Here is a 17,104-nt window from a genome sequence, read left to right as displayed (position 1 = left end):
GGGCTGGTGTTTGGCAGCCGAATCAGGCTTGGCCGGAGCCCAGGATTTCCAGGGCGTAGGCCAGATCCTGTGGGTAGTCGCTGGTAACCTGCACCCGCTCCCCCGTGACAGGGTGGTCGAAGCCGAGCTCCTTGGCGTGCAGCCACTGCCGGGTGAGCCCCAGCGTAGCCGCCAACCGGGGATCCGCCCCGTACGTGAGGTCACCGGCGCAGGGATGACGCAGCGCGGAGAAGTGGACCCGGATCTGGTGGGTCCTGCCGGTCTCCAGGTGGACTTCCACCAGGCTTGCCTTGCCGAACGCTTCCAGCACCTCATAGTGGGTCACGGACGGCCTACCGTCTTCAATGACGGCGAAGCGCCAATCGTGTCCGGGATGCCGGCCAATGGGGGCGTCAATGGTGCCCGCCAGCGGATCTGGCAGCCCTTGAACCACGGCGTGGTAGACCTTCTCGACGGTGCGTTCCTTGAAAGCCCGTTTCAGCACGGTGTAGGCGCGCTCGGTCTTGGCCACCACCATGACCCCTGAGGTGCCCACATCGAGCCGATGGACAATGCCTGCCCGTTCCGGCGAACCGGAGGTCGAAATGCGGTAGCCGGCACCGGCCAGGCCACCCACTACTGTGGGTCCAACCCAGCCCGGAGAAGGGTGGGCGGCGACGCCAACAGGTTTGTCGACGGCGACGAAATCATCGTCGTCGAGCAGGATCTTGAGGCCTTCCACTACTTCCTCCACAACTTCCAGCGGGTCGGACCGCTCCGGGATGGTGACCTCGAGGGCATCACCTGCCACCAGCTTGGCGGACTTGCCCAGCGGCCGGCCGTGACTGAGGACGTGCCCACCAGAAAGCAGGCCCGCCGCGACGGAACGGGAGATACCCAACAGGGCCGCCAGGCCGGCGTCGGCCCGTACGCCACCGAATTCCTCGGCGACTACTACCTGCTCAGGCATGATCCGAGGACCCCTTAGCAGCGGACTTTTCCTTGGCTGCAACCTTGGAACCGTCCATCGCGATGCCACGAATGGTCAGCAGGCAGATAATGACCACTGCAGAGACCACTGCCGAATCGGCGATGTTGAAGATCGCAAAGTTTGGCAGCTGGATGAAATCGACAACGTGCCCCATGCCGAAGGACGGCTCACGGAACAACCGATCCGTCAGGTTGCCCAACGCACCGCCCAGCAACAGCCCCAAGGCCAGCGACCACCATTTGGAGCCCAGTTTTCGGACTTGGAAGAGGATGGTGACTGCCACCGCTGCCATGATGAGGGTGAAAACCCAGGTGATGTTTTCGCCGATGGAAAACGCAGCACCCGAGTTCTTGATGAAGTACCAGTGCAGCAGCGGTGGCAGCACCGGCGTCCGTTCGCCTTCCACCATGGTGGAATCGACCCACAGCTTGGTGAGCTGATCGAAGGCGTAGGCGAAGACGGCAAACCCGATGAACAGGGACAGGAAAACTATCCGGCGGGCTCGCGGTGCGGGCGGAACAGGAGGTGCTGCGTCGGCGGCAGGTTCGTCAGTCATGGTGCTTTCGTTCGTCAAAACTGGAGTTAATGCCAAAAGCCGGCGGCCGAGGAATCCTCAGCCACCGGCTTTCAGAATACGTGCTGGGTGGTTCAGTTGGCGTCGCTGACTTCCGGCGCCGCTACCGAACCGCGGGCGTCGAGATCGCGAAGCTGACCCTCGATGTAGGCCTTCAGGCGTGAGCGGTAGTCGCGCTCGAAGCCTCGGAGCTGCTCCACCTTGCGCTCGAGCACCGAACGCTGCTGTTCCAGGGCACCAAGGATCTTGCGGGACTTCTCCTGCGCGTCGTTGACCAGGCTGCTGGCTTCGATCTGCGCCTCAGCGATGATCTTGTCCTTCTGCGACTGGCCGTCAGCGACGTGGCGATCATGCATCTGCTGTGCCATGGCCAACAGGCCAGCAGCGGATTCTGCGGACGCTGAGCTTGCCTGGGCAGGCGCTGCAGCGGCGGCCGGAGCAGCCGGTGCCGGAGTAGCAACAGCTGCGGGGGCAGCCGGCTGGGCGTCCTTCTTCTTGGCGTCCTCGGCAGCTTCGGCGGCCTTGGCTGCCTCTGCCTTCTCGGCTGAATCGTCCTTGTCAGCCTTGGCGGGCGCGGGAACCTTCTCCACCACGGGTGCGGCTGCAGTCGCAGCTGCCGGGACGCTGGTTCCGGATTCGGCGAGCTTCTTGCGAAGGTCTTCGTTTTCCTGCGTCAGGCGTCGGAGTTCGACGACGATTTCGTCCAGGAAGTCATCAACTTCATCCTGGTCATAGCCCTCGCGGAACTTGGTGGGCTGAAAGCGTTTGTTGACAACGTCTTCTGGCGTCAAAGCCATCTGGTCACCTCACTGGTCTGGTTAGTCAGCAGGCCTTCCGGCCGTCAAAACTACGGTACCTAAATTTGGTCTGCTACCTCTAATTCGACACAACCGTGTCGACGTCGTGGTTTTTCTTTCCTTCACCCTAGCCGTTCCCGGAGCGGGAACTGGGCGCATGGCAAGTTTTTGAATTATTTATGCGAAACTCCGCGTGATTCCCATCAGGATGCTCACCGCAATAAAGAGAACCAGGAAGCCTAGATCCAAGGTGATGCCGCCAAGGCGCAACGGCGGGATGAGGCGGCGCAGCAAGTTCAGCGGCGGATCAGTGATGGAGTACACAGTATGCGCAGTGACGAGGGCCACGCCCCGGGGGCGCCACTGCCGGGCAAACATCTGGACCCAGTCGAAGACGAGGCGGATGATCAAAGCCACGAAAAACAGGAGGAGGGCGAGATACACAAGTCCGAAGACAATTCCCATGACGTACTCGTAACTCCATGTCGATAGTGATGTTGGGCGGCCGGAGCCGATCCTCTATTTCAGCACAGATGCCAGGCAGGTGTCCCTGCCTGGCATCTGGCGTCCGTCTGGTGGTCAGCTCTGGTTGAAGAAACTGGCCTGGGTGTCGCTGACTTTCTTGTCGTCTCCGATGACCTCAACGTAGGAGGGTGAGAGCAGGAAAACCTTGTTGGTGACGCGCTCAATGCTGCCGCGCAACCCGAAGACAAGCCCCGCGGAAAAGTCGACGAGCCGTTTGGCGTCAGCTTCGCCCATATCGGTGACGTTCATGATCACCGGAATGCCGTCGCGGAAGCTCTCACCGATGAGTTTGGCATCGTTGTAGGAGCGCGGGTGGATGGTGGTGATCTGTCGCAACCCGGCGTGCTCTTCTCGGCTGGAGGCCGCACGCTTAATGGGGGTCACAGGCGCACGGTATTCATCATCGGGGCTGTAAGACGATTCGCGGCTGACTTCGCGGACCGGTGCTGGTGCACGGCGTTCCTCGCGGTCTGCTTCCATCGTTTCGCCTTCGTCCTTTCGTGTGGTTTGGTGCTCGGACTCGTAATGCTCATCGCCGTCGGCGAGCCCAAGATAGATCATTGTCTTGCGCAGAGCGCCGGCCATGGTCGACTCCTCGTTCGTGTGTCCCGGTTGCGGGCCGTCCAATGATTTGACAGCACTGGAATATCCGCCCATCACTTCCAATAAAACCGACGCTACCCCAAGGCGGGGCGTGTTCCGAGAATATCGGAACCGATCCGCAGGTGTGTCGCACCGAACTTGATGGCGGCTTCCAAGTCCTGGCTCATGCCCGCGGAAATCGCGCCGGCATCAGGATGCTGGGCCACCAGTTCCGCCGATACCCGGGCAAGTTTCTCGAAGGCCGCTTCGGGGTCGACACCCAGCGGCGCCACCGCCATCACCCCTGCCAGGCGCAAGCCAGCGGCAGCAGCTACCTGGTCCGCCAGGTGGGGCACCACCGCAGGAGCCGCACCTCCCCTGCCCTCAGCTGCATCCTCATCGAGGCCCACCTGGATGAAACACTCGAGGTCAGCCCGGCCGGACCCTGCCTGCTCTACAGCAATGGCTTTGGCCAAGGCGTCGACGAGTTGCGGCCTGTCCACCGAATGCACTGCCGCTGCGTAACGGGCCACCGATTTGGCCTTCTTGGTCTGCACCTGGCCCACAAAATGCCAGGTGAGCCCGCAGTCGGCTAACTCCACTGCCTTCGCAGCGGCTTCCTGGTCCCGGTTTTCACCGACATCCCGCACGCCCAGGTCCGCAAGCCGACGGATGTCAGCGGCCGGGTGGAATTTGGTGATCACAATCAGCCGAGGGGCAGCTGCCTGCTTGCCCGCACTGGACATGGCGGCCTGGATCCGGTTCCCCACGACTGCCAGTCGGCCAGCGAGCTCAGCCGTGCGCGTATCGGCAGGGTCCACAGGTGAAGGATTCAGGGGCTCAGTCATGGGTCACCAGCACTCCGGCGAAACGTCCGGTCCGTTGGTCCCGGCGGTACGAAAACAAGGATTCGGTCTCCAGGGTGCACGCGCCGGTGAACTCTATGGACACCCCGACGGCGGCCAGCTGGCTGATGGCTCCTGCGGGGAGGTCCAGGCTGGGGGTCCCCCACGATGTGACGCCGTAGGTCGCCGGGACCAGGGCAGAAACTTCAGCGCGCAAAGCCTCGGGGACCTCATAGCAGTGCCCGCAGATGGAGGGACCCAGCCACGCGCGGATATTCTCAGCGCCCACGGCACGCATGGCCTCGACCGCAGTCGGCACAATGCCGTTGGCCACTCCCGGCCTGCCTGCATGCACCGCGGCAAGCACCGGCCCCGTGGGTCCAACACCAGCCAGCAGCACCGGAATGCAGTCGGCCACCATGACGGCCAGCGGAACGCCTTGGGACACCATGGCGTCTGCTTCGGGCGCCGTACTGTCCGCTGTCATCAGCGCCACAGCAGAGCCGTGGACCTGATTCATGAACTTCAGTCCAGCAGGCGCCACGCCCAACGTCTCTTCAAGTTGGGCGCGACGCGCTGCGACTACTGCTGGATCGTCCCCCACGTGCAGGGCGAGGTTGCCGGCGTCGGCGTTGGTAAAAGCAGCCGTGACCCCCGGCAGGATCTCTTTCCGCCATGCGAACAAGCGAGGCCTACTTCAGGAAGTCGGGGACATCCAGGTCATCCGAGCGGCTGCCGGTGAGGTCCGGCTCCACCACGGAGGGCAGGTCAACGTCGAAGCCGGAGTCGGCCGGGACGGCGGTGGCACGCTGCTGGCCCCAGTTGCTCAGGCCTGCCCCTACTCCGGCGTGGACCGGCTGCACATTGGCGTGCTGGGTACCAGCGGACGGCGCCTGGGTGGGCGCCGGGCCTGCTGCGGGAGCTGCGGGACGCTGCGGCGCAACCTGGGGCTGCGACTGGTCCATGGAGGGCGAGGTGGCCTTGACGTCGTCGAAGCCGGCAGCGATGACCGTGACACGGGCTTCATCGCCGAGGGCGTCGTCAATGACGGCACCGAAGATGATGTTGGCCTCGGGGTGCGCCACTTCCTGGACCAGGCGGGCTGCTTCGTTGATTTCGAAGAGGCCCAGGTCCGAGCCGCCCTGGATGGACAGCAGGACGCCGTGGGCACCGTCGATCGAGGCTTCCAGCAGCGGGGAGGCAATGGCAAGTTCGGCGGCCTTGACGGCCCGATCCTCGCCGCGTGCCGAGCCGATACCCATCAGCGCCGAACCTGCACCCTGCATGACGGACTTGACGTCTGCGAAGTCGAGGTTGATCAGGCCGGGGGTGGTGATGAGGTCGGTGATGCCCTGGACGCCCGAGAGCAGGACCTGGTCCGCGGAGCGGAAGGCATCCAGCACGGAGACGTTGCGATCGCTGATGGAGAGCAGGCGATCGTTGGGGATCACGATCAGTGTGTCCACCTCGTCGCGCAGCGCATCGATACCGGTTTCGGCGGAACCTGCACGACGGCGGCCCTCGAACGTGAAGGGACGGGTCACCACACCGATGGTCAGGGCCCCGAGGGAACGGGCAATTCGGGCCACGACGGGGGCGCCACCGGTACCGGTACCGCCGCCTTCGCCAGCCGTCACAAACACCATGTCGGCGCCGCGAAGGACCTCTTCGATCTCGTCAGCGTGATCCTCGGCGGCCTGCTTGCCCACCTCCGGATTGGCGCCGGCACCCAAGCCACGGGTCAGTTCGCGGCCTACGTCGAGTTTGACGTCAGCGTCACTCATCAGCAGAGCCTGGGCATCGGTGTTGATGGCGATGAATTCAACGCCCCGGAGGCCGACATCGATCATTCGGTTGACTGCGTTGACGCCACCGCCGCCGATGCCGACGACTTTGATGACGGCCAAGTAGTTCTGCGGAGCTGCCACGTTACGTGTCCCTTGTTCGTGTCTTTGTGTTCGTGTGTACTGCTGAATCCTGCGAGCAATATCTTGTGCCGGGCGTGAACCCGCTAACCTTAACCTTCGACTTGAGGGTTATAGTTATGTCAAGTAACTCATGTCAATGACGGTATTTGCTCTGTATCCCACATTCAATAACCGGGTCCGCGTGTCGGATTAATACGCGAAATAAAGCGGCTCACCGGGTGACGGGATGGCGTGGCACGCTGACGTCATAGACTCGCACGGGATTTTTGGCATCCACGGGGACGGTCAATAGCGCCGCCAGCACCTTGGCCTTGAGTTCCTTCTCGGACGCGTTCCCCCAGACGATGGTCTGGCCGTCCACCAATTTGAGCTCCACGGCGTCAACGGACTGGGCCGAGGCATTGGACAACTTGGCCAGCACGTCCGCCGGGAGCGCGGCCAGGACGTTGGTGGTGGCGCGGAACAGGTCTTGGCCGATGGTGCCTGCGCCGCCGTCGATCACCGGCAAGGCGACCGAAGCGGGGTCGGCAGTGTCTGCCAGCCGGACGCCGTCGACGTCCACCAGCTGGTACTGCTCGCCCTGTTTGACCAAGGCCACGGGCACGCGTTCGTCGATCTGCACGGCCAATCCCGACGGCGGCCGGGCCGAGATCTGCACCGAACGCACCTGGACCAGTGGTTCCAGCAGCCGGGTAACCTCGTCGTTGCTGATTTGCGGCAGCGGTTTGCCTTGCAGGGGTGCCAATGCGGTCTGGACCTGGGCAGGCGTGAGCAGCCGGGTGCCAGACACGGTGACGTCCTTCAGCGCCAGAACGGGCGAATAGATGGCAGCGAGCAATAGTGCGGCCACGACGGCAAGCACGGACCCGGCGACGAGTGCGATCGTCCGCCGGCGCCGCTTGCGCTTCGGCTCGGGAAAGGCCAGCACATTCTGGCGGGTGGCATCGGCCGGCGTCGTGGCGGTTGCCTTCTTCCGTTTCGGCAGGCTGGGCAGCGACTTCCTGGACTTTTCCGGCGTGCTGGAACGGGCGGCCTTGGTGGCATCCCCCGGCGTGGTCGATTGCCCCTGTTTCGACTTCTTGACCGTCGTGGGCGACTCCGGCAGGCTACGAGAGGCGGAGATAACCTCAGCGGCCGGTGTGCGGGGCGCTTCCTTGGCCGTCGGTTCTTCGGGTCCAGCTGGGGGCGGACCGGCGGGCGTCAAGCCTTCCCGGCCCTTCTGCCCGGCCGAGGTGTAGGTGGGGCGGCGTGAGCTAGGCATGGAGCGCCTCAACGATGCGCGGTCCGTAGGCTGTCACATCGCCAGCCCCCACCGTCAGCACCACGTCGCCGTCGGCAGCAACGCCTGCCAGCGCAGCCACAGCATCCGTTGCGCTGACCAGCTTGCCTCTGGCCGAGAGGTGGTCAACGATGAGTTGGCTGCTGACACCCGGAATGGGGTCCTCCCTGGCCGGGTAGATGTCCAGGACCAGCGCAGTGTCCGCGAGGTTCAGCGCCTCGGCGAACTCCCGGGCGAATTCCCGGGTGCGGGAGAACAAATGGGGCTGGAACAATACGTGCACCCGTTTTCCGTCAGCCACCGAACGTGCAGCGGTCAACGCTGCACGAACCTCTGTGGGATGGTGCGCGTAGTCGTCAAACACGCGCACTCCCCCGGCGGTGCCCTTCAGCTCGAACCGACGGGAGGCACCGGAAAACTGGGCCAAAGCGGCCGCCGCGGCGGCGGGATCCACTCCCAGTTCCACGGCCACGGCGAACGCGGCCGCAGCGTTGAGGGCATTGTGCCGCCCTGGAACTTGCAGCGACAGCTGGTAGTCACCGGTCCCGGTGGACACCGAGACGCGGCCGGGGCCGCCGTCGTGCAGCTGGACGTCTGCGCCCTCGGCAGTGCCGTAGAGCAGGACCCGGGTGGTGCCCTGCGCCTTGGTCCGTTGCGCCAAAGCCAGCGCGCCGGCGTCGTCAGCGCAGGCAATGAGCAGCCCATCCGCCGGCAGCAGCGCCGTGAATCGGTCGAAGGATGCGAAGACGGCCTCAGCGGTGCCGTAGAAGTCCAGGTGGTCTGGTTCCACGTTGGTGACCACGGCGATCTGGGGGCGGTAGTTCAGGAACGAAGCGTCCGATTCGTCCGCCTCGGCGACGAAGATGGGCGTGGATCCGGAGGCAGCGTTGACGCCCAGGGCTGGGACGTTGGCGCCGATCGCGAAGGACGGGTCCAGCCCAGCGCCCTTCAGTAGCACGGCCACCATGGAGGTGGTGGTGGATTTTCCGTGAGTTCCAGCCACCGTGACCGCCGTGTCTGCGGCCATGGTGGCGGCCAATGCCTCCGAGCGGTGCAGGATTGGCAGGCCGGCTGCGCGTGCGGCGGCAAGTTCGGGGTTGTCCTCCCGGATCGCCGAGCCGGCAACCACCGTCTGGGCATCGCCGAGGTTGGCCGCGGCGTAGCCCACGGCAATCCGGGCCCCGCCGGCAGCCAGGTCCGCCATCACGGGGAGGTTCTTGGCGTCACTGCCGCTGACGGCCACGCCCCTGGCAACCATGATGCGGGCTACCGCGGACATCCCTACGCCGCCGATGCCAATGAAGTGTGTCCGGCCAAGCGCGCTGAGGTCTGGGATGGGCTGGTTCATGCGGACGCTGCTTTCAGGACGAGGTCGGCCATGCGTTGATCGGCGTTCCGGACGCCCAGCGCAAACGAGCTGCTGGCCATGGCGGCCAATCGGTGGGGGTCGGTGGCGAGCGGGATCAAGGTCTTTGCCACCCAGTCGGCGGTGAAGTCGCGGTCTGCCACGAGGACGGCACCTCCGGCAGTCACCAAGCCGGCGGCGTTAAGTGCCTGTTCGCCGTTACCAATGGGAAGGGGTACCAAGACGGCAGGGACACCTACCGCGGCTACTTCGCAGACTGTGGCGGCACCAGAGCGGGCCAGCAGGAGGTCTGCTGCCGCGTAGACGAGTTCCATTCCCGCAACGTACTCCACCTGGCGATACCCCTCCGCGGACAACGGTGCGCCGGTGTGGTCGAGGACCACTTTGTCCCGGCCCGTAATGTGCAGGGTCTGGATGCCCGCGGTGTGCAGGGCGGCCACGGAGGCCGCAACGGTCCGGTTGATGCTGAGTGCTCCCGATGATCCGCCGGTGACGATCAAGGTGGGACGGTCCAGGTCCAGCCCCAGGGTTTCGCGCGCGGCTCGTTGGGAAGAGGTCCGGTCCAGGCCGGAGATTTCCTTCCGCATGGGCATGCCCACGTGGACCGCGTGGCGCAAGGGAGTTCCGGCAAATGCCACGGCAACGTTTTGCGTGAGTCGGGCGCCTACCCGGTTGGCGAGGCCGGGCCGGGCATTTGCTTCGTGGATGACAATGGGGATCTTTCGCCTGCGGGCTGCCAGGTACAGCGGGGTACTGACGTAGCCGCCCACTCCCACCAAGACGTCGGCGGCGGCTGAGTCGAGGATGGCCCCCGCTTGCCGGACTGCGCCAGCGAGGCGTGCGGGCAGTCGCAGGAGGTCCAGGGAGGGCCGGCGCGGAAACGGCACCCTGTCGATGGTGGCCAATTCCACTCCTGCTGCGGGCACCAAGCGGGTCTCCATGCCCGACGGCGTCCCAACGGCAAGGATCGACGCGTCCGGTACGGTGCTCCGCAGGGCAGCAGCGATCGCCAGGAGCGGGCTGATGTGGCCAGCGGTACCGCCACCGGCCAAGACGATGGAAAGGGGTTTCGAGGTCATCAAGGGTCAGGAGCGCTTTCTTGCAGTCTTCTTTTTGGGTGTTGCCCGGCCCGGTTTGAGGCCTAACGTGAGCACCCGTTTGGGCCGGATGGCGGGGGCCATCTGCTCCCGGGCCAGGGATAACACCACACCCACAGCGCAGAGCGACATGAGCAGGGCGGAGCCGCCATAGGAAATGAACGGCAGGGGTACACCGATCACGGGCATGAGGCCTGTCACCACCGCCATGTTGACAGTGGCCTGACCGAGGAGCCACACCATGATGGTGCCAGCCAGGACTCGGTGGAAGAGTCCCTCCTGTGCCACCACCACGCGGTAGATGGCAGCGCCCAGGATGGCGAAGAGGACAAGCACGACGACGGTTCCCACCAGACCCAGTTCCTCGCCGATGATGGCGAAGATGAAGTCGTTGTGGGCTTCGGGGATCCAGCTGTACTTTTGCCGGCTCTGGCCCAGGCCCACCCCGAACCAGCCACCGGAAGCGAGGCCGTAGAGGCCGTTGGTGGCCTGGTAGTTGGCGTCTGTTCCGTTGGCGCAGGTTTCACCTGTCCACCAGGAGGTGATGCGGCACATCCGGTTGGAACTGGTGATCGCCATGACGGCTGTTCCCGCCGCAGCGGCGAGGCCAGCAATGCCGAAGATGTAGAGCGGGACGCCGGCGAAGAAGAGTGCGGCTGCGGCCACCATCATGATGATCATGGCCGTGCCAAGGTCGTTGCCGACCAGGACCAGCGCGATAATGACTGCTGCCATGGGAACGGCCGGGATGAGAACGTGTTGCCAGCGGGCCAGCAGCTTTCCCTTGCGGGCCAGGACGGTGGCCATCCAGAGCGCCAACGCGAGCTTCGCAGCTTCGGAGGGCTGGAAGGTGATGCCGCCGAAGTCCACCCAGTTCTTGTTGCCGTTGACCGATGAACCCACCACCTGCACTGCTGCAAGCAGGACCAGGGCGAGTCCAATACCTGGCCAGGCCAGGCGCTTAAGCCACACCACATTGATGCGGGACAGGACAAACATCAGGCAGATCCCGATCGCGGCGAAAGCACCCTGCTTTAAGGCGTTGCCGTAGGGCGATTCGCCGGCAGCAATGGATTCCACGCTGGACGCGGAGAGGACCATCATGATGCCGATGGCCGTCAGCGCGAGGGTGGATCCCAGGATGAGGTAATACGTGGACCCGTTGCGGGAGGTTCCTGTCCCTTCGAGGGCGGACCAGAACTTGTGATAGGCGCCCCGGATGCGGGCCCCAATAGGCAGCGGCGTGGTTGGCCGCTTTGCTTGAGGGGTTTTCGTGGGGACCTTGGGCTGGGTTTTGGTGGCCTGCGGCCTGGTGGGCGTGCTGACCATTGTTACTCCTCGCCGGTCTGGGCCTGCCCTTCCACCAGCTCACGGACAGCTTCGATGAAGGCGCCACCGCGGTGAGCGTAGGAAGAGAACTGATCCATGGAAGCAGCTGCCGGAGCCATCAGCACAGTGTCGCCAGACTCGGCCACCTGTGCCGCTGACGCTACGGCCAGGGACATGATGTGTTCCCCTGCGGCAGACTGCACGTCTTCAGTGTCACCCGGCAGCGCAGGGATCACGGGGACATCTGGCGCGTGTCGCTGCAGTGCTGCCAGCAGGGACGCCGAGTCAGCACCAATGAGCACCACGGCCTTGAGGCGACTGGCATGTTCCTGGACCAACTGGTCGTAACTGACGCCCTTGGACAGGCCACCGGCGATCCAGACGACGTTGCTGAAGGCGGCCAGCGAGGCCGCTGCGGCATGCGGGTTGGTCGCTTTGGAATCGTTGACCCAGAGGACACCGTTGTGGCGGGCCACCGGCTGGATGCGATGGTCCCCGGGGACGTAGTCCTTGATTCCCTGCCGCACGGCCTTGACGTCCACCCCGTAGGCACGGACCAGGCCGGCGGCGGCGAGGGCGTTGGCCACCATGTGCCGTGGCGCCAGTTCGCCAAGATCTGTCATGGCAGCAAGCTCCACGGCGCTGTCTTTGCGTTCTTCGATGAAGGCCCTGTCCACTAGGAGGCCCTCAACAACTCCGAGCATGCTGATGGCGGGGGTCAGGGTGGTGAACGCCACGGCGCGGCACCCTTCCACGACGTCTGCGTTCTCCACCATGCGTTCGGTTTCGATCTGCTCCGCGTTGTAGATGCAGGCTTTCCGGGTGCGTTCGTAGACCTTTGCCTTATCGGCCAGGTACGACGCGTAGGAACCGTGCCAGTCCACGTGGTCTTCGGCAACGTTGAGGCATACGCTCGCCTCTGGCGAGAGGGACTCTGACCAGTGCAGCTGGAAGCTGGAGAGTTCCACGGCCAGGACGTCGTATTCCACGGGATCCCGGAGCGCGTCGAGGATCGGTGTGCCCACGTTGCCCACTGCCAGGGCCTTCAGCCCGGCTGCGCGCAGCATCGACTCGGTCAGGCCTACCGTAGTTGTCTTCCCGTTGGTCCCGGTGATGGCCAACCAATCAGCGGTCTTGCGTCCCTCCCGCACCCGGACCCGCCAGGCGAGCTCCACATCGCCCCAGATCGGAAGGTGGGCGCGCGCAGCGGCGGCAAGCAGGGCTTGATCGGGACGCCAGCCCGGCGAGGTGACAATCAGGTCCGGCTGTTCGCCGTCGACCTCGGGAATGCTGGTGACGGCGTCGGGACCGAGCAGCACGTCCACGGCCCCCACGATCCGGAGCGTATCGGCGCGGGAGCGTGCGGTGTCGCTGGTGGCGGCGTCAACCACCACTACCCTGGCGCCGAGCTCGATCAGGGTGTCCGCAGCCGCGAACCCGGACACGCCGATTCCGGTGACCACCACGCGGAGCCCTGCCCAGTCGGCATCCCAGGTATCGAGGCCAACAAGTCGGGGGGAAACGGTCACAGCAGCACAACCCATTCAGCGTAGAAGATGCCCAAGCCCACGGCCACGAACAGGCCGCAGAGGATCCAGAACCGGACCACCACCGTCACCTCGGCCCAGCCCTTGAGCTCGAAGTGGTGTTGGAGCGGCGCCATCTTGAAGACGCGTTTGCCGCCGGTGGCCTTGAAGTAGCCCACCTGGATGATCACCGAGAGGGTGATCAGGACGAAGAGTCCGCCGATGATGCCCAGCAGCAGTTCGGTGCGGGAAAGGATGGCGAAGCCGGCAACAGCGCCGCCGATGGCCAGCGAGCCGGTGTCGCCCATGAAGATTTTGGCGGGTGAGGTGTTCCACCAGAGGAAGCCCACCAACGCCGCGCTGAGGATGGCGGCGAGCAGTGCCAGGTCCAGGGGGTCGCGGACGGAGTAGCAACCGCTGCCAGCCTCGCGGGGTGAACCGCAGGACTGGTTGCTCTGCCAGATGCCCATCAGCGTGTAGGCGCCAAAGACCATCACGGAGGCACCTGCGGCGAGACCGTCCAGTCCGTCGGTCAGGTTCACGCCGTTGGTGGCCGCAGTGACGATCAGGTTGGACCAGAGGACAAAGAGGATGGCGCCCAGGACGGTGCCACCGAAGGCCAGGTCCAGCCAGGGAATGTCGCGCACCAGGGAGATTTTGGTGGAGGCGGGGGTCAAGCCTTCCGAGTCCGGAAAGTTCAGTGCCAGCACCGCAAAAATAATGCCGACGGCGGCCTGCAGGATGAGCTTCGCCTTGGCGTTCAGGCCCAGGCTGCGTTGCCGGGAGATCTTGATGAAGTCATCGAGGAACCCCACCAGACCCATTCCCACCATCAGGAACAGCAGGATCAGCGCCGAGGCGGACGGTCCCGGCGAGGCCGGATTCATCAGGAGCATGATCCAGTGGGTCAGGAAGTAGCTGACCAGGACTGCTGCCACCACCACGGTGCCGCCCATGGTGGGGGTGCCGCGTTTGGTGTGGTGCGAAGTGGGTCCGTCGTCGCGGATGAACTGCCCATAGCCTCGTCGGACCAGGAGCTTGATGAAGAGCGGCGTGCCAACCAAGGCAAAGAGGAGGGCAAGGCCCGACCCGATCAAAAGTGCAATCACAGCAGAGTGCTCCTTTCATCGGTACTTTGCGGGGTTTGTGGGGGTAATGCTATCCGATCGCCTAGACGGTGCAGCCCTACTCCGTTGGAGGATTTGAAGAGCACCAAGTCTCCCGGCTGCAGTTCACGGCTCAACAGTTCGTAGGCTTCATCAGCGTCTTCGGTGAAGATGCATTCATCGCCCCAGGAGCCTTCCTGGACCGCGGAAACGTAGAGGGCCCGGGCTTCCCTGCCCACCACCACCAGGCGGGAGATGTTCAGCCGCACCACCTGGGTGCCTACGGCAGTGTGCTCCCGGATGGTGTCCTCGCCGAGCTCCCGCATGGCGCCGAGGACTGCCCAGGTGCGCCGGCCACGGCCAAGGTCGGCCAGGGTCCGGAGCGCCGCGCGCATGGACTCGGGGTTCGCGTTGTAGGCGTCGTTGATGATGGTGACGCCGTCGGCACGTTCGGTGCGTTCCATCCGCCACCGGCTCGCAGCTGCCTGCGTTCCCAACGAAGCCGCAATGTCAGCCCCCGGCACGCCGGCAGCAGATGCGATGGCGGCGGCGGCCAGGAGGTTGGCCACATGGTGCGCACCAATGAGTTGGCTCTGGACCGGCAGCGTCCCCGGGTGGTTCGGCAGCACCAGGTCAAATTCAGGGTTGCCGGAAGCGTTGGTGTCGACGTTGAGTGCCTGGACGCCAGCGTCGCTGCGCCCCTCGGCGGAGAAACCCAGCACTGTCGCTTCGGTGCGGCTGCGCATGGCGGCCACCCGTTCGTCGTCGAGATTCAGGATGGCGGTACCGGCAGCCGAAAGGGCTTCCACCATTTCGCCCTTGGCGCGGGCAATGTTCTCCACGCCGCCGAACTCGCCGGCGTGCGCGGTACCCACGCCGAGGACAACGCCGATGTCCGGGGCCACCAGGTCGCAAAGGTAGCGGATGTGGCCAATCCCGGTGGCGCCCATTTCGATCACCAGGTAGCGGGTGTCCTCGTCGGCCCGGAAGACCGTCAGCGGGACGCCCACCTCGCCGTTGTAGGAGCCTTGCGGCGCGACGGTGGGGCCATGGGCGGCGAAGATTCCAGCTACCAAGTCCTTGGTGGTGGTTTTCCCGGCGGAGCCGGTGATTCCCACCACGGTGGTGCGTTCGTTCCGGGCGGTACGCGCGGCCCGGATACGCCGCACCACTTCCGCGGCCAGGGCACCCATGGCGGCTACGGCGTCGGCCACTACCACTGCGGGATAGGTGGTTCCGTCTGCGGCAGCGACCGGGCGCTCCACCAGGGCCAACGTCGCTCCGGCGGCGAAGGCGGCCGCAATGAAGTCGTGGCCGTCCGCCTGCTCGCCGGGTTTGGCAACGTACAGCGCGCCTTGGGTGGCTTCCCGGGAGTCCGTCACAACGGACGACGGCGTGATGCCGGGTTCGGCGTCAAGGCGCCCGTGAGTGATGTCGGCGATCTCCGCCGCAGTAAGTGCAATCATGTCGGTCTAGGACTCTATCCGGTCGGCTTGGAGAACGTTCAATCCCCTGGCTGTCAAGGCGTTGCGCAGTTCAACCCTGTCATCGAGGGCAAGGTTGACGCCTTTCACTTCCTGCCAGACCTCGTGTCCACGGCCGGCAACAAGGATGGTGTCGGCGGGCTGGGCAAGCTGCACGGCATGCTGGATCGCGGCCTCACGTGGGAAGACTTCAAGAATGTCAGCCGCCAACGATTCTGCTGCTTTCGCTGAGTGTGCGCCGGCCAGGACGTCTGCCCGGATGGCTGCAGCGTCTTCATCGTGGGGGTCGTCGTCGGTGATGATGACGGTGTCTGCCAACCGTGCGGCAATGGCGCCCATGGCGGGCCGCTTGCCTTGGTCACGCTGGCCGGTGGCGCCGAAGACCACAATCAGGCGTGAGCCCGGCTCGGCGGACCGGACGGCTTCGAGCGCCCTGGCAAGGGCGTCGGTGTTGTGGGCAAAATCAACCACTGCCGCGGGCCGCTCACAGACGAGCTGCATGCGGCCAGGTACGGCCACGGTGAACGGATCACGTATCGTCAAGGCTTCCTGCACCGCCTCAACCGGGACGCCGGAGCTGAGCACCATCACCGTGGCCAGCGCCGCGTTGGCCACGTTGAAGCTGCCAGGCAGGCCGGTATGCACCTTGAGTTCGGCTCCGTGGGGGCCGGTCAGGGTGAAGTCCGTGCCCAATCCGCGCGGCGTGCTGGCGGTAACGGTCCAGTCCGCACGTGCACCGGGGCTCGTGCCCAGAGTGGTCACCGGCACCGGAGAATGCGCAGCCAGCCGCTGGCCCCAGGGATCATCCACAGTGACCACCGCATGCCGTGCCCGCGCCGGGGTGAAGAGTTCGGCCTTCGTGGCGAAGTACTCGTCCATGGTCCCGTGCAGGTCCAGGTGGTCCTGCGTCAAGTTGGTGAAACCAGCCACGTCAAAGCGGACGCCGTCCACCCGCTGGTAGGAAATGGCGTGTGAAGAAACCTCCATGGCCGCCGCCGTCAGCCCACGTTCGCGCATGAGGGCCAACAGCCCGTGCACGTCAGTGGATTCGGGCGTGGTGAGCAGACTGGGAATGGCCTCGCCGCCGGCGAGGATTTCAATGGTCCCGATCAAGCCCGGCTGCCGGCCCAAAGCCCGCAGCAGGGCGGTGATGAAGTAGGTAGTGGTGGTCTTGCCGTTGGTACCGGTGACGGCAAACAATTCGGGCGCGGTGCCGTCCTGCGGCTGGCTACCGTAGATCAGTGCCGAAAGCGGCCCCACCACGTTGCGGGGCTGCCGGACCACCACCACGGGAACCGCGACGTCGGAGCCGAGCGCCTGCAGCCGGGCGCCTGCTTCGTCGGTGAGGATCGCCACGGCACCGGCGCTGATGGCCTGCGCGATGAAATCGGCGCCGTGCCGGGTGGCCCCGGGCAGGGCCACATAGAGGTCACCGGGTTGGACGGTGCGGGAGTTCAGGGAGATGCCGGTCACCTCCACAGCGCCGAACCTGTCGGGTACGGCGAGGCCCAACGCGTCGCCGATTGCGTCCAGGCGGACGGGGTGGACTGTTGCGGGGCGGAACGGGGACCGGCCGGCCTGATCGTCCGGGGCGGAACCGCCGGACGGGGTGAACTCTGACAAGGGATCTCCGATGGTGCTAGATGTTCCCGCGCCAGCAGGAGCGCCGGGTGAGGCTTGCCTGCATGGTGCGGGG

16 protein-coding genes are annotated in these 17,104 nt (G+C 65.1%); all 16 read right to left on the bottom strand.

Going from position 1 to position 17,104, the window contains the following annotated elements; all coding sequences use genetic code 11:
- Positions 1-22 precede the first annotated feature (22 nt).
- The gene (locus PSET11_RS15525) at positions 23-949 is read right to left on the bottom strand and encodes an RluA family pseudouridine synthase (protein ID WP_124093232.1); all 927 of its coding nucleotides are present in this window, start codon (positions 947-949) and stop codon (positions 23-25) included.
- Positions 942-1,526, bottom strand: a complete 585-nt coding sequence (lspA, locus tag PSET11_RS15520; RefSeq protein WP_124093231.1) for a signal peptidase II — start codon at positions 1,524-1,526, stop codon at positions 942-944. Before lspA ends, PSET11_RS15525 begins: the two co-directional genes overlap by 8 nt.
- A 92-nt stretch (positions 1,527-1,618) precedes the next feature.
- Positions 1,619-2,341, bottom strand: a complete 723-nt coding sequence (locus PSET11_RS15515) for a DivIVA domain-containing protein (RefSeq protein WP_124093230.1) — start codon at positions 2,339-2,341, stop codon at positions 1,619-1,621.
- A 177-nt stretch (positions 2,342-2,518) separates the two neighbouring features.
- A complete protein-coding gene (locus tag PSET11_RS15510; protein WP_124093229.1) occupies positions 2,519-2,806 on the bottom strand; it encodes a YggT family protein in 288 nt (95 codons plus the stop codon).
- A gap of 114 nt (positions 2,807-2,920) precedes the next feature.
- A complete protein-coding gene (locus tag PSET11_RS15505; RefSeq protein ID WP_124093228.1) occupies positions 2,921-3,451 on the bottom strand; it encodes a cell division protein SepF in 531 nt (176 codons plus the stop codon).
- Positions 3,452-3,543: 92 nt separating this feature from the next.
- On the bottom strand, positions 3,544-4,296 hold the full coding sequence (locus PSET11_RS15500; protein WP_124093227.1) for a YggS family pyridoxal phosphate-dependent enzyme: 753 nt from the start codon (positions 4,294-4,296) through the stop codon (positions 3,544-3,546).
- A complete protein-coding gene (locus PSET11_RS15495) occupies positions 4,289-4,978 on the bottom strand; it encodes a purine nucleoside phosphorylase YfiH/LACC1 family protein (protein WP_124093226.1) in 690 nt (229 codons plus the stop codon). Before PSET11_RS15495 ends, PSET11_RS15500 begins: the two co-directional genes overlap by 8 nt.
- A 7-nt stretch (positions 4,979-4,985) precedes the next feature.
- On the bottom strand, positions 4,986-6,221 hold the full coding sequence (ftsZ, locus tag PSET11_RS15490; RefSeq protein WP_124093225.1) for a cell division protein FtsZ: 1,236 nt from the start codon (positions 6,219-6,221) through the stop codon (positions 4,986-4,988).
- 211 nt (positions 6,222-6,432) lie between these two features.
- Complete coding sequence (locus PSET11_RS15485; RefSeq protein ID WP_124093224.1) at positions 6,433-7,482, bottom strand: cell division protein FtsQ/DivIB; 1,050 nt, start codon at positions 7,480-7,482, stop codon at positions 6,433-6,435.
- Positions 7,475-8,848 carry a UDP-N-acetylmuramate--L-alanine ligase gene (gene murC / locus PSET11_RS15480; protein ID WP_124093223.1) on the bottom strand — a complete coding sequence of 458 codons (1,374 nt, stop codon included), beginning with the start codon at positions 8,846-8,848 and terminating at the stop codon, positions 7,475-7,477. Before murC ends, PSET11_RS15485 begins: the two co-directional genes overlap by 8 nt.
- A complete protein-coding gene (gene murG, locus PSET11_RS15475; RefSeq protein ID WP_124093222.1) occupies positions 8,845-9,945 on the bottom strand; it encodes an undecaprenyldiphospho-muramoylpentapeptide beta-N-acetylglucosaminyltransferase in 1,101 nt (366 codons plus the stop codon). The genes murC and murG overlap by 4 nt, the downstream gene beginning before the upstream one ends.
- Before the next feature lie 6 nt (positions 9,946-9,951).
- The gene (gene ftsW, locus PSET11_RS15470) at positions 9,952-11,292 is read right to left on the bottom strand and encodes a putative lipid II flippase FtsW (RefSeq protein ID WP_124093221.1); all 1,341 of its coding nucleotides are present in this window, start codon (positions 11,290-11,292) and stop codon (positions 9,952-9,954) included.
- A 2-nt stretch (positions 11,293-11,294) separates the two neighbouring features.
- Positions 11,295-12,836: a UDP-N-acetylmuramoyl-L-alanine--D-glutamate ligase gene (gene murD / locus PSET11_RS15465; RefSeq protein WP_203415998.1), complete on the bottom strand. Its 1,542-nt coding sequence runs from the start codon at positions 12,834-12,836 to the stop codon at positions 11,295-11,297.
- Positions 12,818-13,927: a phospho-N-acetylmuramoyl-pentapeptide-transferase gene (gene mraY / locus PSET11_RS15460; RefSeq protein ID WP_124093219.1), complete on the bottom strand. Its 1,110-nt coding sequence runs from the start codon at positions 13,925-13,927 to the stop codon at positions 12,818-12,820. The genes murD and mraY overlap by 19 nt, the downstream gene beginning before the upstream one ends.
- Positions 13,924-15,390, bottom strand: coding sequence for a UDP-N-acetylmuramoyl-tripeptide--D-alanyl-D-alanine ligase (locus PSET11_RS15455; protein WP_124093218.1), 1,467 nt, complete (start codon positions 15,388-15,390; stop codon positions 13,924-13,926). The genes mraY and PSET11_RS15455 overlap by 4 nt, the downstream gene beginning before the upstream one ends.
- A 6-nt stretch (positions 15,391-15,396) precedes the next feature.
- On the bottom strand, positions 15,397-17,031 hold the full coding sequence (locus tag PSET11_RS15450; protein ID WP_124093217.1) for a UDP-N-acetylmuramoyl-L-alanyl-D-glutamate--2,6-diaminopimelate ligase: 1,635 nt from the start codon (positions 17,029-17,031) through the stop codon (positions 15,397-15,399).
- Positions 17,032-17,104: the final 73 nt, after the last annotated feature.

Origin of the sequence: Arthrobacter ulcerisalmonis (assembly GCF_900609065.1) — a bacterium.
Taxonomy (GTDB): domain Bacteria; phylum Actinomycetota; class Actinomycetes; order Actinomycetales; family Micrococcaceae; genus Arthrobacter; species Arthrobacter ulcerisalmonis.
The sequence above is the reverse complement of the archived record's forward strand: the minus strand, read 5'-3'. Positions and strand labels throughout refer to the sequence as shown.